16 protein-coding genes are annotated in these 18,362 nt (G+C 71.0%); 10 read left to right on the forward strand and 6 right to left on the reverse strand.

Annotated features, from left to right (window positions below):
* The 7 genes from OHA68_RS02125 (at position 1) to mltG (ending at position 8,680) form a co-directional block, all read left to right on the forward strand.
* Positions 1-2,238 carry a DUF5682 family protein gene (locus OHA68_RS02125; RefSeq protein WP_327106109.1) on the forward strand — a complete coding sequence of 746 codons (2,238 nt, stop codon included), beginning with the start codon at positions 1-3 and terminating at the stop codon, positions 2,236-2,238.
* A complete protein-coding gene (locus OHA68_RS02130; protein WP_327106110.1) occupies positions 2,235-3,353 on the forward strand; it encodes a VWA domain-containing protein in 1,119 nt (372 codons plus the stop codon). Before OHA68_RS02125 ends, OHA68_RS02130 begins: the two co-directional genes overlap by 4 nt.
* Positions 3,350-5,296, forward strand: coding sequence for a hypothetical protein (locus OHA68_RS02135; RefSeq protein WP_327106111.1), 1,947 nt, complete (start codon positions 3,350-3,352; stop codon positions 5,294-5,296). Before OHA68_RS02130 ends, OHA68_RS02135 begins: the two co-directional genes overlap by 4 nt.
* 185 nt (positions 5,297-5,481) lie before the next feature.
* The gene (locus OHA68_RS02140) at positions 5,482-6,474 is read left to right on the forward strand and encodes an aldo/keto reductase (RefSeq protein ID WP_327106112.1); all 993 of its coding nucleotides are present in this window, start codon (positions 5,482-5,484) and stop codon (positions 6,472-6,474) included.
* Positions 6,474-7,097: a TetR family transcriptional regulator gene (locus OHA68_RS02145; protein ID WP_327106113.1), complete on the forward strand. Its 624-nt coding sequence runs from the start codon at positions 6,474-6,476 to the stop codon at positions 7,095-7,097. Before OHA68_RS02140 ends, OHA68_RS02145 begins: the two co-directional genes overlap by 1 nt.
* 126 nt (positions 7,098-7,223) lie before the next feature.
* Complete coding sequence (locus OHA68_RS02150; protein ID WP_327106114.1) at positions 7,224-7,736, forward strand: SigE family RNA polymerase sigma factor; 513 nt, start codon at positions 7,224-7,226, stop codon at positions 7,734-7,736.
* Positions 7,733-8,680 carry an endolytic transglycosylase MltG gene (gene mltG / locus OHA68_RS02155; protein ID WP_327106115.1) on the forward strand — a complete coding sequence of 316 codons (948 nt, stop codon included), beginning with the start codon at positions 7,733-7,735 and terminating at the stop codon, positions 8,678-8,680. Before OHA68_RS02150 ends, mltG begins: the two co-directional genes overlap by 4 nt.
* A 47-nt stretch (positions 8,681-8,727) precedes the next feature.
* Here the strand turns inward: mltG and OHA68_RS02160 are convergent, their stop codons facing one another.
* Entirely contained in the window at positions 8,728-9,450 is a 723-nt protein-coding gene (locus tag OHA68_RS02160) for a DUF4184 family protein (protein WP_327106116.1), read from the reverse strand.
* Positions 9,451-9,571: 121 nt separating this feature from the next.
* Here OHA68_RS02160 and OHA68_RS02165 point away from each other — a divergent pair, with 121 nt between their 5' ends.
* On the forward strand, positions 9,572-10,318 hold the full coding sequence (locus OHA68_RS02165; RefSeq protein WP_327106117.1) for an SDR family oxidoreductase: 747 nt from the start codon (positions 9,572-9,574) through the stop codon (positions 10,316-10,318).
* Positions 10,319-10,602: 284 nt separating this feature from the next.
* Complete coding sequence (gene tnpB / locus OHA68_RS02170; RefSeq protein ID WP_327106118.1) at positions 10,603-12,327, forward strand: IS607 family element RNA-guided endonuclease TnpB; 1,725 nt, start codon at positions 10,603-10,605, stop codon at positions 12,325-12,327.
* Positions 12,328-12,475: 148 nt separating this feature from the next.
* Here the strand turns inward: tnpB and OHA68_RS02175 are convergent, their stop codons facing one another.
* From OHA68_RS02175 to OHA68_RS02195, 5 genes are all read right to left on the reverse strand, one after another.
* Entirely contained in the window at positions 12,476-12,829 is a 354-nt protein-coding gene (locus tag OHA68_RS02175) for a spherulation-specific family 4 protein (protein ID WP_327106119.1), read from the reverse strand.
* A gap of 3 nt (positions 12,830-12,832) precedes the next feature.
* Entirely contained in the window at positions 12,833-13,651 is an 819-nt protein-coding gene (locus tag OHA68_RS02180) for a carbohydrate ABC transporter permease (RefSeq protein WP_327106120.1), read from the reverse strand.
* On the reverse strand, positions 13,644-14,573 hold the full coding sequence (locus OHA68_RS02185) for a carbohydrate ABC transporter permease (protein ID WP_327106121.1): 930 nt from the start codon (positions 14,571-14,573) through the stop codon (positions 13,644-13,646). The genes OHA68_RS02180 and OHA68_RS02185 overlap by 8 nt, the downstream gene beginning before the upstream one ends.
* A gap of 1 nt (position 14,574) precedes the next feature.
* Positions 14,575-15,828 carry an ABC transporter substrate-binding protein gene (locus OHA68_RS02190; RefSeq protein ID WP_327106122.1) on the reverse strand — a complete coding sequence of 418 codons (1,254 nt, stop codon included), beginning with the start codon at positions 15,826-15,828 and terminating at the stop codon, positions 14,575-14,577.
* Between the two features lie 70 nt (positions 15,829-15,898).
* Positions 15,899-17,026, reverse strand: coding sequence for an ROK family transcriptional regulator (locus OHA68_RS02195; RefSeq protein ID WP_327106123.1), 1,128 nt, complete (start codon positions 17,024-17,026; stop codon positions 15,899-15,901).
* Positions 17,027-17,099: 73 nt separating this feature from the next.
* Here OHA68_RS02195 and OHA68_RS02200 point away from each other — a divergent pair, with 73 nt between their 5' ends.
* Positions 17,100-18,353: a Gfo/Idh/MocA family protein gene (locus tag OHA68_RS02200; protein WP_327106124.1), complete on the forward strand. Its 1,254-nt coding sequence runs from the start codon at positions 17,100-17,102 to the stop codon at positions 18,351-18,353.
* Positions 18,354-18,362 lie beyond the last annotated feature (9 nt).

Raw genomic sequence — 18,362 nt, forward strand, 5'->3', positions numbered from 1 at the left:
ATGACGGTCACGTTCCTCGGCGTGCGGCACCACAGCCCCGCCTGCGCCCGGCTGGTCGCCGACACCATCCAGGCCGTACGGCCCGCGTACGTACTGGTCGAGGGCCCGGCGGAGATGAACCACAGGATGGACGAGCTCCTGCTGGGTCATGAGCTGCCGATCGCCGTCTACACCGGCTACCGGGATCCGCGACGACGGCACGGTTCATGGACGCCGCTGTGCGACTACTCCCCCGAGTGGACGGCGCTGACCGCGGGCCGTGCCGTCGGCGCCGAGCTGCGCTTCATCGACCTGCCCGCCTGGCATCCGGCGCTGGCCGAGGTGCGCAACCGGTACGCCGACGCCGAGGCCCGCTACAGCGAGGTGACCGGACGGCTGTGCCGCGCCTTCGCCGTGGACAACGTGGACGCCCTCTGGGACCACCTGTTCGAGATCGAGCCGGCCGACGGGCTGGACGAACGGCTGGCCACCTACTTCGACCTGGTGCGCGGTGACACCCGGACCGGGCCGGACGACCTGGCCCGCGAGGCGTACATGGCGCAGTGGGTCCGGGCCGCCGCTGCCGAGGCGGGCGACAGGCCGGTGGTCGTGGTCACCGGCGGCTTCCACCGCCCCGCGTTGATCCGGCTGGCCGAGCAGGGTGACCGGAGTTGGCCGGAGGTGCCGCGGCCGCCCTCGGACGCGGCGGTCGGCAGTTATCTGGTGCCGTACTCGTTCCGGCGGCTGGACGCCTTCGACGGCTACCAGTCGGGGATGCCGTCGCCGGGCTACTACCAGCAGCTGTGGGAGTCCGGTCCCGCCGAGGCGGCCCGCAGGCTCATCGAGACGGTGACGGCCCGGCTGCGCGCCCGGCGTCAGCCGGTGTCCACCGCGGATCTGATCGCCGCCCGGGCCACCGCGGACGGGCTCGCGCTGCTGCGCGGCCATCCGCTTCCCGCTCGGGTGGATGTGCTGGACGGCCTGGCCGGCGCGCTGGTCAGCGAGGCGATCGAGACCCCGCTGCCCTGGACGACGCGCGGCCCGCTGCGGGCCGGCAGCCATCCGGTGGTCGTGGAGATGATCGCGGCCCTCAGCGGTGACCGGGTGGGCCGCCTGCATCACGCGACTCCGGTGCCGCCGCTGGTCCACGCGGTTCTCGCGGTGCTGGGCGGGCCTGGTGAGGAGCGGCTCGACCTCGCCAGGGAGGCCGACCGCGCGCGCAGCCAGGTGCTGCACCGGCTGCGGGTGCTGCGAATCCCCGGCGTGACGCGCATCTCGGGCCCCCGCCCGGCAGGTCAGGCGGAGCTGGTCGAACAGTGGACGCTGACCGAGTCCGACGACCGGCTGCCCGCGCTGATCGAGGCCGGTGGGTACGGCGTCGACCCGCAGGAGGCGGCGGCCGCCGTCCTCGCCGAACGGATCACGGGCGCGGACCTGGACCAGTTGGCCGACGTTCTGTTCGACACGGCGCTGTGCGGCATCAGCGAACTGGCCGGACGAGTGCTGGACGACCTGGCGGGAGCTGTCGGCTCGGCGGCGGATCTGGGGTCACTGGGCCGTACGCTCACCGTCGCGCTGGCGATGTGGCGCCACGACGACCTGTTCCGCACCAGCGGCAGCACCACGCTGGGCACGGTCGTCCAGGCCGCCACCCACCGGGCGCTGTGGCTGGCCGAAGGGGTGCGCGGCGGCTCCGCACCGGCCGACCTTCGGCGTATCAACGCCATGACCGCCGTACGCGACGCCCTCAGGCACGCAGGCCCGTCGCTCGGCCTGGACACGCCCGCGGCGCTGGGCGTCGCGGACCGGCTCGCCGCCTGCCGGGAGGCGCCACCCGACCTGCGGGGCGCGTCACTGGGTCTGGGCTGGTCACTGCGGGGTACTGCTGCCGCGGACCCCGCACGGGCGGTGCGCGGCGCGTTCGTCCCGGCGTCGGCCGGCGACTGGCTGGCCGGGCTGTTCGCGCTCGCCCGCGAGGAGGTGCTGCACACCGACGGCATGCTGGAACTGCTCGACGAGCTGGTCGGCGGGATGACCGAAAACGACTTCCTGGTGGCCCTGCCCGCGCTGCGCCAGGCTTTCGGCTTCTTCCCGCCCCGCGAACGGCACCTCATCGCCACCCGGCTGGTCGAGCGGCGCGCCGGCGGCGGGTCCGGATGGGACCTGATGCGGCTGGACGCGGCGCCGGAGCTGGTGGCCGCCGGAATGGCACTGGACGAGCGGGTCGAGGCGGCGCTGCGCCGGGAAGGACTGACATGACCGATCCCACTCTCCTGCGGTGGCGTCTGCTGCTCGGCGAACCGGGCGGCGCCTGCCTCGGCGGGCAGGAGCTCGACGAGCGGGCGGCCGCCCGTGACGCGGCCGTGGACTGGCTCTACGGCCGCGACGAGGATCTGCGCCGGCGTGGTGTACGGCAGGGCGGGACGGGCGGGTCGACGCTGACCACCTTCGACTGGCTCGACGACATCGCCCGGCTGTTCCCCAAGGAGACCATCGAACGGCTGCACCGTGACGCGATCGAACGGTACGAGATCCATGACGTGGTGACCGACCCGGCCGTGCTGGCGCGTATCGAGCCCAATCCCGCGCTGCTCAAGGCGGTGCTGCGGACCAAGCACCTGATGAACCCCCAGGTGCTACGGCTGGCCAGGCGGATCGTGGAGCAGGTCGTCCGGCAGCTGATGGAGAAACTGGCGCCCGAGGTGCGCAGCGCGTTCTCCGGCACCAAGGTGCGACGGCCCGGCCGGATGCGGCTGGCCCGCAATTTCGACATGGCCAGGACACTGCGCGCCAACCTCGGCCGCTACCGGCCCGAGACCGGCAAGGTGGTGATCGAGACCCCGTTCTTCTTCTCCCGCACCCGCCGCCACCTGGAGCAGTGGCAGGTGATCCTGCTCGTCGACCAGTCCGGGTCGATGACCGACTCGGTGATCCACTCGGCGGTCACCGCGGCCTGCCTGTGGGGACTGCCTGGGGTGCGCACCCACCTGGTCGCCTTCGACACCGACGTGGTGGACCTGACCGCCGACGTAGACGATCCGGTGGAGCTGCTGATGAAGGTCCAGCTCGGCGGCGGCACCGACATCGCCCGCGCCGCGGCGTACGGCGCGGACCTGGTGGATCAGCCGCACCGGGCGATCGTCGTGCTGATCTCCGACTTCTACGAGGGCGGCGATCCGCACCGGTTGGTGCGCGTCGTGCGTGACCTGGTGGCGCAGGGCAGCAAGGTGCTGGGGTTGGCCGCCCTCGACGAGGAGGCCAACCCCGCCTACGACCGGGAGCTGGCGCAGCGCCTGGCCGATGCCGGGGCCTACGTGGGGGCGATGACGCCCGGCGAGCTGGCGTCCTTCGTGGCGGAGCACGTGGGCCGATGAGAACGGACCTGCTCGGGCTCACGGCGGACTCCCTCGCCGCGCTCACCAATCGCGGCCTGGTCAAACGGGCCGGCAAGGAAACCGCGCCGGAGCTTTCGACCGACGCCGACGGCACCGTGCACGGCGGCTTCCCCGGCGGTCCGACGGCGAGCCTGCCTCCCGGCGGCCTCGACCTGGCCCGCTGCACCTGCGGCGCCACCGGCGTCTGCCGGCACGTCATCGGGGTGATCCTCGCCTACCAGCGCCTGCCCGCCGAGCCTGAGTGTCTGCCCGCCGAACCTGACCCGGAGCCTCTGCCCTGGTCGCCGGGGCAGGTGACCGACGACGAGCTCACCGCCAGGATCGGTGGCCGCCTGATGGCCGCCGCCCGCCGTACGGAAAGGACCGGATTCACCGCGCGGGTCCGGCGCGCGACTGCCACCGACCCCGTGCCGCAGGTCGAGCTGGCCACCGCGACCGTGCGCTTCCTGATCCCCGACGATCTCGGGTTCGTCCACACCGACGCCGTCGCCGGGAGCCGTGATGACATCCTCGCCCTGGCGGTGTGGGCGTTCCGGGTCGCGGACGAGCTGCATCCCGGCGTCCCCGAGGTGCGGGTGGACGTCGGTGGCGAGGCCGGAGCGGGGGCCGGGGCCGGGCTGGAGCGGGCCCTGGGGCTGACCGGCACGGTCCTGCGCGAGGGTGCGGCGCATCTCGGTCAGGGCGTCGAGGCCACCATCGCCGACGTGCGGCGCCACCTGGAGGCCGCCGGGGCGCGCTGGCCGCTGCTGGCCGTCGGCGACCTCGCCGAGCAGCTGACCTCCTACCGCGACCGTAGCGCCCACTACCGTCCCGAGCTGCTCGCGAGCCACCTCGCCGAGCTTCACGCCCGGCACCGGGCGGTGACGCGGCCGGACGCCACCCTGCGCGGCAGCGTGCTCGGCACCGCCGAGGCCGCGGAGACCCCGTTGCGCCGGGCCCGGCTGGAGAGCCTCGGCTGCCGGATCCGCGGTCTCGGCGACCAGCGGATCGCCGAGGTCTACCTGGCCCACAGCGACAGTGCCATGGTGCTGGTCCTGCGCCGTCAGTGGGACGGGGACGACGACGGGGCGGCGCTGGCGCGGCGGCGGATCGCCACCTCCACGCTGGCCGCGCTGGCCACCGGCACCCTGGTCACGGAGTCCGCCGTCCGCAGTGCCAGCCGTACGGTGCGGCTGGCCACGGGGCGGATCTCCCAGACGACGGTCATCCCGTCACGGGGTGCCTGGGGTGAGCTGCCGCCGTCTCTGGTGGTGACCGACTTCGCCGCGCTCAGCCGCGAGCTCGACGCCCTCACGCTCCGGCCCATCCGTCCTCGGGTCGAGGCGGAACTGGTCCGGGTCGTCGCCGTCGCCCGGGTCGAGTCCCTCACCTACGCCCCCGGAGACCAGCGACTTGACGCCGTCATCGTCGACCGGGCGGGCAACACCGCCGCCCTCAGGGCCACACACACCAGCGCCGCCCCCGGACGTCTCGACTCGCTGGCCGCCGTGCTGGGTGGCGAGGAGGGTGAACCGCGTTTCGTCAGCGGAGTGGTCGGGCGCACCGCGGGCGGTGTCGTCATCGACCCGGTCGGCCTGGCGGCCGGCGGCCGAGTCGTCGTCCCCGACCTACAGCCTGCCGGTGGAAGCGTCAGGCTCATGGTCGCCGAGTCCATCCGGCACGACCCACTGACCGCGGCCTTGATCGACACCCGGGGCCTGCTCGCCGAAGTGGCCCACCACGGTCTGTCCCACCTGCCGCCGACCTACGACGCCCGGCTCGCCGCCGGGGCGCGGCGGCTGACCGTACTCGGACTGCATCGCGTGGCGAAGGCCGTCACGGCCTTCGCGGCGCTGCTGACCGACGACTCCGGCGAGGCGGCCGAGCGGGCCTGGATCGACGCCTACCTGCGCCTGGAGGTCGCGCTGGACTTGAGCCCTTGACTCCGGACGGTTCACCGCCTGGTCGGCGGCGTGCTGACCCACGAGCGGCAGCAGCAGGACGGCGTATGCCACTTCGTCGACCTGCCTGGAGGTGCCGAGGGGAATCCGGGCAAGAGGTCAAACCGCCACTGGTTTCAGGTTTCAGAATTTGCAATCTGTTACCTGGAGATCGTAGAGTCGGCGTCATGAAGATGCGACAGCTGGGGACAGGGCTGCGGATTCCGGCGATCGGCCTGGGATGCGATGCGATGTCGGGCTCCTACGGGTCGGCGGACGAAGCGGAGAGCATCGCGACGATCCACGCGGCGCTCGACGCGGGCATCACGCTGCTGGACACGGGCGACTTCTACGGCATGGGCCACAACGAGATGCTGATCGGCCGTGCCCTGCGCGCGGGCGACAGGGACAAGGCGATGCTGAGCGTCAAGTTCGGGGCACTGCGCGGCCCCGACGGGAGCTGGCGGGGCATCGACACACGCCCCGCCGGGGTGGCGACCTACCTCGCCTACTCACTGCGGCGGCTGGGCACCGACCACGTGGACATCTACCGCCCGGCCCGGCTGGACCCGGCCGTGCCGATCGAGGACACGATCGGCGCCATCGCCGAGCTGGTCAAGGCGGGGTACGTACGCGGGATCGGGCTGTCGGAGGTGGGGCCGGAGACGATCCGCCGGGCGCACGCCGTGCATCCCATCACCGACCTGCAGATCGAGTACTCCCTGTTCAGCCGGGGCATCGAGGACGGCATCCTGGCCACCTGCCGCGAGCTGGGCATCGGCATCACCGCCTACGGGGTGCTCGCCCAGGGCCTGCTGTCGGGCACCTGGCGGCCGGCCGCGCGTGCGGGCACCCGCGCGCACCTGCCGCGCTTCGCCGACGGCAACGTCGAGAACAACCTCGCGCTGGTCGAGGAGCTTCGGACGATCTCCGACGCGCTCGGGGTCACGGTGGCGCAGCTGGCGATCGCCTGGGTGCTCGCGCAGGGCAGGAAATATGACGACATCGTGGCCCTGGTCGGGGCGAAGCGGCCGGAGCGGATCACCCAGGCCCTGCCCGCGGCCGGCCTGGAGCTCACCGACGCGGACCTGGCCGCGATCGAGCAGGCGGTGCCGAGGACGGCCGCGGCCGGCGAACGGTACGCCCCCGCACTGCTCGCCCTGCTGGACAGCGAGCGCTGATGGCGGCGAACACGCCGCTGGACGCGGACACGATCCTGGCCGCCACCGAGGAGACACTGCGCCGCCACGGGCCCGCCAAGGCGACGGTCGTGGACGTGGCACGGGCACTCGGTGTCAGCCACACCGCCGTCTACAAGCACTTCCCCTCCAAGACGGCGCTCCGTGAGGCCGTCACCCGGCGCTGGCTGAGCAAGGACCGCGACACCCTGGCCGCGATCGCCGGCGACACGGAGCTCTCCCCGCCGCGGCGGCTACGCGCCTGGCTCACCGCGGTGCTCGCCGCCAAGAAGGCGAAGGTCCGCGACGACCCGGAGTTGTACGCGGCCTACGGGATGCTGGCCGCCGAGCACAGCAGTGTGGCCGCCGACCACGTGGCGGACCTCCTCGACCAGTTGCGGTGCATCCTCGCCGACGGCATCGCCGGCGGCGCCTTCCAGGCCGGTGACCCGGCCGAGGCCGCACGCGCCGTCTTCGACGCCACCTTCCGCTTCCACCATCCCGCGCACGCCGCCGAATGGCAGGCACCCGGCATCGAGGCCGAACTCGACGCCGTGTGCACCCTGCTCCTCCACGGCCTGCAGACACGCCCGACCACACCGGACCTCGGACACGACCACCCGTAACCGTTCGATCAAGTCCGTGAGGGCTCCAGGTGGAGAGTCGAGCGTTCTGGCGAAAATCCTCGGCTGTGCCGGCATAGATCGAGGTGCTGCCCGCGTCCTTGCCTGTAGACATCGCGAGGAGGATGGGTGGATCCAGGATTCGAGGCGGATTTCCGGCAGTTCGTCGTCGACCGATCAGGGGCGTTGTTCCGTACCGCGTACCTGCTGACCGGTGACCGGCACGCCGCAGAGGACCTGGTGCAGTCGGCCCTGGTCAAGACAGCCGTGAAGTGGCGCGGTCTGCGCGATCCGGCGGCCATCGAGGGATACGTCCGCCGGGTCATGTACCACGAGCAGGTGAGCTGGTGGCGACGGCGCTCACGCGTCGCAGAGGTGTCCTCCGGCTGGCTGCCCGACCAGACCGGCGACGGGCACGCCGACGTCGTGGAGCTTCGCATGGTGATGCGCGCGGCCCTCTCCCGGCTCACACCCCGGCAACGGACCATGCTCGTGCTGCGCTACTTCGAGGACCTGTCCGAGACCGAGATCGCGCGCCTGCTCGGCGTCAGGGTGGGGTCGGTACGCAGCCAGATCTACCGCTCGCTGGAACGCCTGAAGGAGACGGCACCTGAACTGACCACCGTGAAGGAGTTCGGATGAACATCGAGAACCTGCTGCGTGAGACCCTCTCCGACATGGCCGACGAAGAGCGGCCACCCGCGCCGGGCCGGTTCCTCCAGGTCCGTGAGCGCCGACCCCATCGCCGCGGCCTCGCCCTGGTGGCGGCGTCGGCCGTCGCCGCGATGGTGGTCGTATCCACAGTCGTGGTGCAGGGGATGTCGTCGCGGGCTCCCAGCGATGTCGCCGGGCATCAGAACGCCGTCCCGCGCCTGGTCCCCGAGCGCCGACCGGCCATCACCGTGACCGTGGCTGAAGGGATGCGGCTCTCGCAGCTCTTCAAGGCTCTGTCGTCGCTCACCGGCAGGCCGGTGGCGGAGTTCGAGAAGGCCGCCAAGGACGGCATGGCGCTCGGCCTGCCGTCCTATGCCCGGGGGAGGCTCGAAGGGTTCGCCTTCCCCGGAACCTACGAGTTCGCGCCCACCGTGAGCCCGGGCGAGATCCTCAAGGCGATGGTGGCCCGGTTCGGGCCCGCCGCCGAGGACGCCGACCTGGTCGACGGCGCCAGGCGCGCCGGCAGAACGCCGCTGGAGATCCTGACCATCGCCAGCATCGTCCAGGCTGAGGCAGGCAGGCACGAGGACATGCCCAAGATCGCCCGGGTCATCTACAACCGGCTGGACCGGAAGATGCGACTGCAGATGGACAGCACGGTCTTGTACGGCCTGGACAAGTACGAGGCCAGGGCAGCGCTCAAGGACCTCAAGAGCTCGTCGCCATACAACACCTACAGGCGTTTCGGCCTTCCGCCGGGCCCCATTGGCAACCCGGGAGAAAACGCCATCAGGGCCGCGCTGAAGCCGGCCTCCGGCTCCTGGCTCTTCTACGTGAGCACCGACCCGAAGAGCGGAATCGCGAAGTTCGCCTCCTCCGAATCGGAATTCGCCAAACTGATAGAGCGCACCAGGAAGCCCGGCGCCGAGTGATGTACGTAGCGCACGCACCTCAAGATCGCGAACTGTCACTGGAGTAATCAGGTCGCCGCCCGAGACGTGGCCAGGCGACGGAAGACGGCATAGGCCAGCAGCACCAGCAGGACCGCGGCGATCGTCGACGTCACCAGCGACCGCGGCACCGTCCAAGCCCAAGTGCCCTGCATCGTGACCAGTCCGGCTGCCGCCAGCCCCATCGCCGCCAGCAGCCCCAGCCGCACCCCTGGGCCCGGCTGGGGCACCGGCTCGCTCAGCGGCCTGCGCCACAGCCACCAGCAGGTCCAGCCCACCGCCGCCAGCGCGATCAGCGAACCCATCAGATGCATCCCCTCGTCCGTCAGCAGCGCCGGGTCCCCGGCGTCCGCCATCCAGTGATTCAGGCCATCCCACACCAGATGGGTGGCGACCCCGACGACGGCAGCCACCGGCCACCACGCCCAGCGTGCCGCCCACGCCGGGCCGCGACGCCCCATCCGCCGGGCCAGCGTCTGGGGCAGCAGAGCGCGGGCCGGAGCGGCGCACACCGTCATCACTCCCGCCAGCACCAGCGCCAGCACCACATCGGCGACCAGCGCGTCCGCCTGCACCTTGTGGGTGTATCCGGCATCCATCAGCGGCAGAAACCAGGGCCCGTCGGGGATACTGATCCCGCTGGGGACGAAGTAGGGGAGGTCGGGGACCATCGCCCCGGTGGCCAGCGGCGCCGCCGGCAGAATGCGGCGTAACGGCACCGCGACAACGGCATGGATCAAGGTGAACGGCATGCCATGGAATGCTAAGGCCGCATCAATGGGGTGAAGGACAACACGTGAATCCGGGTTCGGAGATGGGCGGATCCTTCGTTCGAGCTCGAAGGCGAGCCGCGCTCAACCCAGGAGGCCAGAAATGAAGATCGCTGTCATCGGTGGGACCGGCCTCATCGGATCCCGGGTGGTCGAGATCCTGAACGCGGGCGGGCACCAGGCGGTGCCGCACGCGACGTCCACCGGCCTGGACCTGCTCAGCGGCAAGGGCCTGCCCGAGGCACTGACGGACGCCGACGTCGTCGTCAACCTGACGAAGCCGGCGACCTTCGACGAGGCCGCACCCGCCTTCTTCCAGCGGACCATGGACAACCTGCTGACCGCCGCCGGAGCTGCCGGCGTCGGCCACGCGGTCATCCTGTCGATCGTGGGCGCTGACCAGGTGCCCGGCCTGGTCTTCTACCGCGCGAAAGTACTGCAGGAGGACCTCCTCAAGGCCGGCCCCGTGCCGTACTCGATCGTGCGTGCCACGCAGTTCTTCGAGTTCATCGACACGGTGCTGTCCTGGACCTCGGACGAGCACACCGTCCGTCTGCCCGCCACCCTGATGCAGCCCGTGGCGGCGGACGACGTCGCCCGGGCCGTGGCCGACGTCAGCGTGGGCGTCCCGCTGCGCGGCACCCGGGACATCGCCGGCCCCGAGGTCTTCGCGCTCGACGAGCTGGGCAGGATCACCCTCGCCGCCCGTGGCGACCACCGCGCCGTCGTCACCGACGACGGCGCGGGCCTGTACGCCGCCGCTTCGGGCCACGCCCTGATCGCCAAGGACGGCGCCGTCATCGCCAGGACCACCTACCGGGAGTGGCTCGCCTTGACAGCTGGTGGTTAGGTCACCGTGGCGGCGTGCAGGAGCCTGTTCAGGCCGGTACGGTCTGCGCGGGGCAGCCCACGCACGTCGGCGAACCCGGGCCGGGTGTCGCGCCTACGCCGCCAGGTCCGCCTGACGGTACCGCCAGGAGTCCGACGCGGCGACGGCGCCGACGACGAGCGCGGCCAGGACGGCCAGCGCGTAATTTGCCGTGAACCTCCCTATGCATGGCTCGGAGAACGTCGCCGGACGGATCAGGAGACGGTGATCGCCGGGCCGTACGTCTCCGGTGAGCTGCCCGAGCCGTGGAAGACGACGCGGTCAACGGCACCCGCCAGACGAACAGGTCGTCGGCCGAGGACACCAGCGGGTTGGTAACCGCTGTGGTTCGGATCAGTGTTCGTCAGTCTTTATCTGATTTTCTGCAGCGTGATCGCGGTCGGTCAAGTGATGATGGGGTTGGCTCGATGGTCTGCGAGCTGATGGGCGGCATGACGAAGCGCTGGAGGGGCCTGCGGCTTCGCGCCGGGTCTGGGCGGCGCAGTGCGCCCACCCTTCGCTATCACGATGTGCATGCAAATAGTCACTCAAAGTACGGCCATGCTGGTAGAGTCGTTCGTACACACTCTCGAATACGGGGGATCGTCGTGCGAGTTGTGCAGGCCTACCGTTTCGCGCTGGACCCTACCGCGCGTCAGGGTGCCGTGCTGGCCTCGCATTGCGGGGCGGTGCGGGTGGCGTTCAACTGGGGCCTGGCGCAGGTGAAGGCGAATCTGGCGCAGCGGGAGGCCGAACGCTCCTACGGCATCGCCGACGACCGGCTCACCCCGGCCCTGTCGTGGTCGATGCCCGCGCTGCGTAAACGCTGGAACCAGGTCAAAGACGAGATCGCCCCCTGGTGGGCGGGCAACTCCAAGGAGGCCTATGCCTGCGGGCTGGCCCGCCTGGCCGACGCGCTGGCCAACTGGCGCGACTCCCGGCAGGGCGCGCGCAAAGGTCCGAAGGTGGGGTTTCCCCGGTTCAAGACCAAACGCCGCGCGGCCCGGTCGGTGCGCTTCACCACCGGCACGATCCGGCTGGACGGCCACACCCACGTGGTCCTGCCGGTGCTGGGCCGGATCAAAACCCAGGAGCCGGTCACCAAGCTCGCCCGCCTGCTCACCGAAGGCGCGCGGATCGCCTCGGCGACGGTGCGGTGGCAGGAGGACCGCTGGCACGTCAGCTTCACCGTGCACACCGAACGCCCTCAAGGTACGCCCGCGCGTCTGGACGCGGTGATCGGGGTGGACCTCGGTATCAAGACGCTGGCGGTCTTCTCCGACGGACGTCCGCCGGTCCCCAACCCCCGGCATCTCAATAACGCCATGCGTAAGCTCCGCCGTCTGTCGCGGGCGGTCTCCCGCAAGCGCGGCCCGGACCGGCGCACCCAGCAGCGACCCTCAAAGCGATGGCAGCGCACGAACACCGCCCGCAACCGGGCGGAGTACCGGGTAGCGGCGTTGCGCCGTGACGGCATCCACCAGCTCACCACGGCCCTGGCCCGTTCGTACGGCACCATCGTGGTCGAGGATCTGAACGTGGCCGGGATGGTCCGCAACCGGCGGCTGGCCCGCGCCATCTCTGACTCGGGCTTCGGGGAGATCCGCCGCCAGCTTGCCTACAAGACCACCTGGCACGGCGGCCGATTGCTGGTGGCGAGCCGCTGGTTCCCCTCCTCCAAAACGTGCTCATCCTGCGGTGCGGTGAAAGCCAAACTGCCGCTGCGGATGCGCACCTACCTCTGTGAGGGGTGCGGCCTGACCATGGACCGTGATGAGAACGCCGCGCTCAACCTCGCTTCCCTGGTGGAGCGTACGGTCGCCGGGAGTGGCCCGGAGACCATAAACGGACGCGGAGCCGACCTTAAGACCCCGCCTGGCGGGGCAGGTGGCCGTGAAACGTCAACCCCGCACCGGGCACCTGCTGCCCGGATCAGACGAGGACCTTCGCCCACCACGGGCGAATCACTGACAACCCTTGAAATTCAGTGAACGGTGACGTACATGTGGCCCGCGCGCGCCGCGCTCCTTGCCCAGGCGCAGCGCCTCGGCCATCTGCTCCTGGGTGGCGGTGGCGTGCACGAGGTGCCAGAACCGGCGCGGGTCCCGGCCGCCGCTGCCAGGCGGGCGGCTGCCAGCTCTAGTAGCTCTCGTACGTGCCCTCGAACGTCAGGCTCACGTCGGTGGCGCGGCCGGTGCTGCCGAGGTAGCCGGTGGCCACGTAGCCGAGCACGGTGACCCCGGCGGCGCGGGCGTCGGAGATGGCCTGGGCGTAGGCGGGGTCGGCGTCCTTGCCGGGGCCCGAGAACGGGTTGGCCACGACGATCCCCACCCCGGGGTCGGCGAGCCGGTCCCACAGCTCGCCCGGGGCGAAGTACGCGGGCACGGCCAGGGAGACGCCCGTTGGAGTGCTGTCCGCATGAGCGGTACCGGATAACCCGGATACAGAGGTCAGGAGGAGAACCGCCACCACGGCGGCTCGGCGTAAGAACATGGGTCAGCCTTTGCTGCCGGTGTGGGCGATGCCCTGGATGAACTGGCGTTGCAGGAACACGAACACGGCGATCACGGGGAGCGAGGCGAGCAGCGAGCCGGCCATGAGGACCGGGTAGTCGGTCTGGTACTGGCCCTGCAGCGCCGCCAGCCCCGCCGACAGCGTCATCTTGCCCGGGTCGGTGTTGACCACGAGCGGCCAGAACAGGTCGTTCCACGCCCACAGCAGGGTGAGGATGCCCAGCGCCACCAGGCCGGGCCGGGCCAGCGGCAGCATGATCGACCAGTAGATCCGCACCGGACCGGCGCCGTCGAGGCGGGCCGCCTCCTCGATCTCGCGGGGCAGCGCCAGGAAGAACTGCCGCAGCAGGAACACCCCGAAGGCGCTGAACAGCCCCGGCACGATGATCGCCTGAAGGCTGTTGAGCCAGCCGAGCGACGACATGATCTGGTACTGCGGGATGACGAACAGTTGCGGCGGCACCATGAGCACCGACAGGAAGACGCCGAACAGCAGGTTCCTGCCGGGGAAGCGCAGCCGGGCGAAGGCGTAGGCGGCCATCGAGCAGAACAGCACCTGCCCGCTCACCCGCCCGGCGGCCATCAGCACGGTGTTGAGGAACTGCTCACCGAACGGCAGCAGCTCGAACACCTTCGCGTAGTTGTCCCAGCGGCCCTCGGGCAGGATCGTCGGCGGCACCGCGGTGGCGCTGCTCAGCGTCTTGAGCGAGGTGATCAGCTGCCAGGCGAACGGCGCCACCATCGCCAGCGACGAGACGACGAGCACCGCGTGCACGCCCAGCACGCCGCGACGCTCAGACATAGTGCACCCACCTCCGCTGGAGCCAGAACTGTACGACGGTCAGCGCCGCGATGAGCACGAGCAGCGCGATCACGATGGCGGCGGCGTAGCCGCGGTCGTTGGTGACGAAGGCGCGCTCGTAGAACAGCTGCACGACGGTCTGCAACCGCGCGTAGGCCGGGTTGGCCCGCGCCGCCTGCCCGGACCCGGTCATCACGAAGACCAGGTCGAACAGCTGCAGGGAGCCGATCACCGAGATGATCGAGATGAAGAACGCGGTCGGCGACAGCATCGGCAGCGTGATGGCGAAGAACTGCCGGACGCGGCCGGCGCCGTCCATGGCCGCGGCCTCGTACAGCTCCTTGGGGATGGCCTGCATCCCGGCCAGGAAGATGATCAGGTTGTAGCCGATGCTGCTCCAGATGCCGACCACGACGAGGGCGTACATCGCGGTGGCCGGGTCGGCGATCCAGTTGGGCCCGTCGACCCCGACGACCGCGAGCGCCTGGTTGACCAGGCCGTAGTCGCCGTTGTAGAGCCAGCGCCAGAGCATCGCGACCGCCACCGGCATGGTGACCACGGGCAGGAAGAACGCCGTCCGGTAGACGCTCACCCCGCGCAGGCCCGGCCGGTTGATCAGCGCGGCGAACACGATGGCCAGGGGGATGCCGATCAGGCCGAGCGCGGTGTACGTCAGGGTGTTGAGCATCGCCCGGCCCACCTCGGGGTCGGCGAACAGCCGGGTGTAGTTGTCCAGCCCCGTCCAGGTGTGCCCGCCGAACGCGCCCCACTCGGTGAAGGAGAAGTAGGCGGTCTGCGCGACGGGCCACAGGTTGAAGATCGCCAGACCGAGCCCGGTGGGGGCGATGAACGCGTACCCCCACAGGGCCTGGGTGCGGTTTCCGCGGCGCTTCGCCACGTGGGCCGCCCGGGCGGTGGTCATGTCACTCCTTGGCCAGCAGGTCGTTCATGCCGGTCGCGAGGTCGGTGGCGGCCTTCTCGATCGGCACCTCCCCCGTCCACGCCTTGGTGAGGTGGGTGAGCTCCGCCTCCTGCCAGGCGGCGGTGTTCTTGGAGACCGGGTACGGCACCGCGTAGGCGACGGCGTCGAGGAACGTCTGCAGCTTCAGCTCCGGATGGGCGGCCACCCAGTCGCTCTGCGTGCCGTTGTAGGCCGGGATGGGGCCCTTCTTGCCCAGGATGTCGGCGGCCGGCTTGGAGCCGAGGAACTTGACGAACTCCCACGCCTCCGCCGGGTGCTCGGTCTTGGCCGACATCACGTTGGCCACGCCGTGGATGATCGTGGCCTGCTTCTCACCCTTGGGCAGCGGGGCGACGTCGACCTTGTCCTTGGTGTAGTCGTTCTTGGTGAACTCCGCCACGTTCCACGACCCGCCCCAGTACATCGCCAGCTTGCCGGCCTCGAAGAGCTGGAGCGTGGCGGTGTCGGTCATGGTCTTGAGGTCGGGCGACTGCTTGGCGGCGATGAGGTCGGTCCAGAACTTCAGGCCCTCGATCGTCTTGGGGTCGTCGTAGCCGGACTTCTTGCCGTCCGGGGAGATCACGTGGCCGCCGGCCTGGTAGATGGTGTTGTACTGGTATTCCTGGAAACTCGTGAGCTGCGCCCCGACGGCGTGCACGCCCTTGTCCGGGTCGGTGAGCTTGGCCGCGGCCTCCTTGAAGTCGGCCCAGGTCCAGTCGTCGGCCGGATATTTCACCTTCGCGGCGTCGAAGAGCGTCTTGTTGTACCAGACGCCGACCGTGTCCATGTCCTTCGGCAGGCCGTACAGCTTGCCCTCGTAGGTGTAGAGGTCCACCAGGGGCTTGGGCCAGACCGAGGTGTCGACCTGCTCCTCGATCGGCTTGATCACGCCGTTGGAGGCGTACAGCTGGAAGTTGGGGCCGTTCATCCAGAAGACGTCGGGCGCCGCGCCGCCGCTCACCGCTGCCTTGAGCTTCGTCCAGTAGTCGACCCACGGGGTGAGCTGGACGTCGACGGCGACGTTCGGGTGTGTCTTGGTGAACTCCGTGGCCAGCTCCTGCATGACGGCCTGCTGGGTGGCGTCCCAGACGCCGTAGGACAGCGTCACCTTCTCCGGCGACCCCGTGTCCGTGCCGGCCTGCTCACCACCCGCGCACGCGGTGGCGAGCAAGGCCGCGCAGAGGAGGGCCGCACCGCTCCGTGCCGACTTCCACATCTCCCAGTCCTCTCCTAGAACGTGGGAGTAATCATGGAGTCCATGGAAATTATTGGCAAGAGTGCCTATGTCACAGATGGCTTACGAGCGGGGCCCGGCCGTCGAGCACGCGCTCCTCGACGTCGTCGAGCGCGAGCCGTACGGCGCCGAGCACCACGGCCTCGTCGCCGAGCGCGGACATCCGCACCTCGGGGGTCCGGATGCACCAGCGGTCGAGCTCCCGTTTGAGCGGCTCGATGAGCACGTCGGCCGAGCGCGAGAAGCCGCCGCCGACCACCACCATCTGCGGGTCCAGCGCCAGGACCAGCGCGGACGCGCCGAGCGCCAGATCCTTGACGTAGCGGCGCACCGCCGCGACCGCCGCCCGGTCGCCGGCCCTGGCCGCGGCGAACACGTCGCCCGCCTCACCGTTGGCGGCGCTCAGGTGCTCCTGGGCGCGGATCCAGCCGAGGGCGGGCAGCGCGCCGATCTCGCCGGAGGCGTTGCCGAAGCCCCGGTGCAGCTTCCCGTCGATGACCAGGCCCGCGCCGGTGCGCAGCCCCGCCAGCAGGAACACCATGTCCTTGGCGTAGCGGGCCACGCCGCGCCAGCACTCGGCCAGGGCGGCGAGCTTGCTGTCGTTCTCGACCAGCACCGGGGCCGGGGCCAACCGGCGCACGTGCGCGGCCAGGTCCACGCCGGTCCACTCGGGCAGCGCCTCCGACAGCATCACCCGGCCGGCGCCGTCCACCAGGCCGGTCGTGCCGACGCCCGAGGCCCAGATGTCGCCGCCGGTCAGCCCGGCGCCCGCCAGGCACTCGGCGACCGCGCGGTCCACCGCGTCCAGGCGTTCGAGCCGGCCCATCGCGGGCGTGACGGCCACACAGGCGCTGTGCTGCACCTCGCCGTCGAGGTCGGCCACCACCGTGCGGATCTTGTGGCCGCCGATGTCGATGCCGAGCAGCCGGCCCGCGTCGGCCCTGAAGCGATAGCGCCTGGCCGGGCGGCCCACCCCGCCCGCCGTGGCCCCGGCCTCCGCGACCCAGCCCTTCTGCAGCAGCTCGCGGACCACGTCCTCGGTGGAGGCCCGCGACAGTCCCGTGCGCTTGGCCACCTCGGTGAGTGTGAGCGACGGCCCGCCCTGCAGGGCCTTGATCACGGCCAGCGCGTTGAGCTGCCGCAGCCGCGACAGGTCACCGCCGCTCAGTTCCCCGCCCATCGGGCCCCCTTGCCGTCAGCTTCCCAAGACCGAATAATGACACTCTCCAGGATAATTCGTCGGGGAAGGTTTCATGACTGAGGTGACTCTAGCCGTCGTCGGCGGCGGCCTGCGAGGACTGACCTACGCCCGCCGCGCGCACGCCACGGGCGCGGGGCGGGTGGTGGCGGTGGCCGAGCCCGATCCGGCGCGCCGGGCGGCGTTCGCGGCCGAGTTCGGGATCGCGCCGGACCAGGCGCACCCGGGCTGGAAGGAGCTGGCGGCGGCCGGGCGGGTGGCGGACGCGGCGGTCATCGCCACCCACGACCGGCTGCACACCGATCCGGCGATCACCCTGGCGGACCTCGGTTACCACATCCTCCTGGAGAAGCCGATGGCCACCGAGGAGCGGGAAGCGGTCCTGATCGCCGACGCGGCCAGCCGCAACGGCATCATGCTGGCGGTCTGCCACGTGCTGCGCTACACGCCCTACACCCGGATGATCAAAGAGCTGCTGGACGAAGGCCGGATCGGGCGGCTGGTCAGCGTCCAGCACCTGGAGCCGGTGGGGTGGTGGCATCAGGCGCACTCGTTCGTCCGCGGGCACTGGCGGCGCCAGGACACCTCGGCGCCGATGCTGCTGGCCAAGGCCTGCCACGACGTGGACTGGCTCGTGCACCTGTTCGGCCGCCCGCCCGCCCGCGTGTCGTCGTTCGGCTCGCTGTCGCACTTCCGCCCGGAGGAACGGCCCGCGACGGCGGCCGACCGATGCGTCGACTGCCCGCTGGAGCCGTCCTGCCCGTACTCGGCGCCGCGGCTCTACCTGGGCTGTCTCGGCGACGAGGACAGCGAGTTCTGGCCGCTGTCGGCCGTCACCCAGGGCCGGACCGAGGAGGAGGTGCTGCGGGCGCTGCGGACCGGGCCGTACGGGAGGTGCGTGTACGCCTGCGACAACGACGTCGTCGACCACCAGGAGGTCGTGATGGAGTTCGACGACGGGGCGACGTGCTCGTTCACCATGAGCGCCTTCACGCCGATGGAGCACCGGCGCACCCGCCTGTTCGGCACCCACGGCTACCTCGACGGCGACGGGCACGAGCTGCGGGTGGTGGACTTCCGCACCGGCGCGGAGGAGATCATCGCCACGGAGGGGGCGACGGGCCCGTCGGCGGCCGACGGGCACGGGGGCGGCGACGAAGGGCTGGTGGACGCCTTCCTCGCCGCCGTGGCCTCGGGCGATCCGGCCCTGCTGCGCTCGGAGGCGGCCGAGAGCCTGATGACGCACCGCGTGGTGTGGGCCGCCGAACGCGCCCGCCTGACCGGCACGGTGGTGTCCCTCACCCCCTGAGGAACCCGC

Source organism: Nonomuraea glycinis (assembly GCF_035920485.1).
Taxonomy (GTDB): Bacteria; Actinomycetota; Actinomycetes; order Streptosporangiales; family Streptosporangiaceae; genus Nonomuraea; species Nonomuraea glycinis.

Excerpts from the sequence above, each read along its gene's own strand:
- OHA68_RS02180 (WP_327106120.1), bottom strand. The coding sequence starts at position 13,651 with ATGTCTGAGCGTCGCGGCGTGCTGGGCGTGCACGCGGTGCTCGTCGTC.
- OHA68_RS02195 (WP_327106123.1), bottom strand. The coding sequence starts at position 17,026 with ATGGGCGGGGAACTGAGCGGCGGTGACCTGTCGCGGCTGCGGCAGCTC.
- mltG (WP_327106115.1), top strand. The coding sequence starts at position 7,733 with ATGAACATCGAGAACCTGCTGCGTGAGACCCTCTCCGACATGGCCGAC.
- OHA68_RS02175 (WP_327106119.1), bottom strand. The coding sequence starts at position 12,829 with ATGTTCTTACGCCGAGCCGCCGTGGTGGCGGTTCTCCTCCTGACCTCT.
- OHA68_RS02200 (WP_327106124.1), top strand. The coding sequence starts at position 17,100 with ATGACTGAGGTGACTCTAGCCGTCGTCGGCGGCGGCCTGCGAGGACTG.
- OHA68_RS02190 (WP_327106122.1), bottom strand. The coding sequence starts at position 15,828 with ATGTGGAAGTCGGCACGGAGCGGTGCGGCCCTCCTCTGCGCGGCCTTG.
- OHA68_RS02185 (WP_327106121.1), bottom strand. The coding sequence starts at position 14,573 with ATGACCACCGCCCGGGCGGCCCACGTGGCGAAGCGCCGCGGAAACCGC.
- OHA68_RS02145 (WP_327106113.1), top strand. The coding sequence starts at position 6,474 with ATGGCGGCGAACACGCCGCTGGACGCGGACACGATCCTGGCCGCCACC.
- OHA68_RS02160 (WP_327106116.1), bottom strand. The coding sequence starts at position 9,450 with ATGCCGTTCACCTTGATCCATGCCGTTGTCGCGGTGCCGTTACGCCGC.
- OHA68_RS02165 (WP_327106117.1), top strand. The coding sequence starts at position 9,572 with ATGAAGATCGCTGTCATCGGTGGGACCGGCCTCATCGGATCCCGGGTG.
- OHA68_RS02125 (WP_327106109.1), top strand. The coding sequence starts at position 1 with ATGACGGTCACGTTCCTCGGCGTGCGGCACCACAGCCCCGCCTGCGCC.
- OHA68_RS02130 (WP_327106110.1), top strand. The coding sequence starts at position 2,235 with ATGACCGATCCCACTCTCCTGCGGTGGCGTCTGCTGCTCGGCGAACCG.
- OHA68_RS02135 (WP_327106111.1), top strand. The coding sequence starts at position 3,350 with ATGAGAACGGACCTGCTCGGGCTCACGGCGGACTCCCTCGCCGCGCTC.
- OHA68_RS02140 (WP_327106112.1), top strand. The coding sequence starts at position 5,482 with ATGAAGATGCGACAGCTGGGGACAGGGCTGCGGATTCCGGCGATCGGC.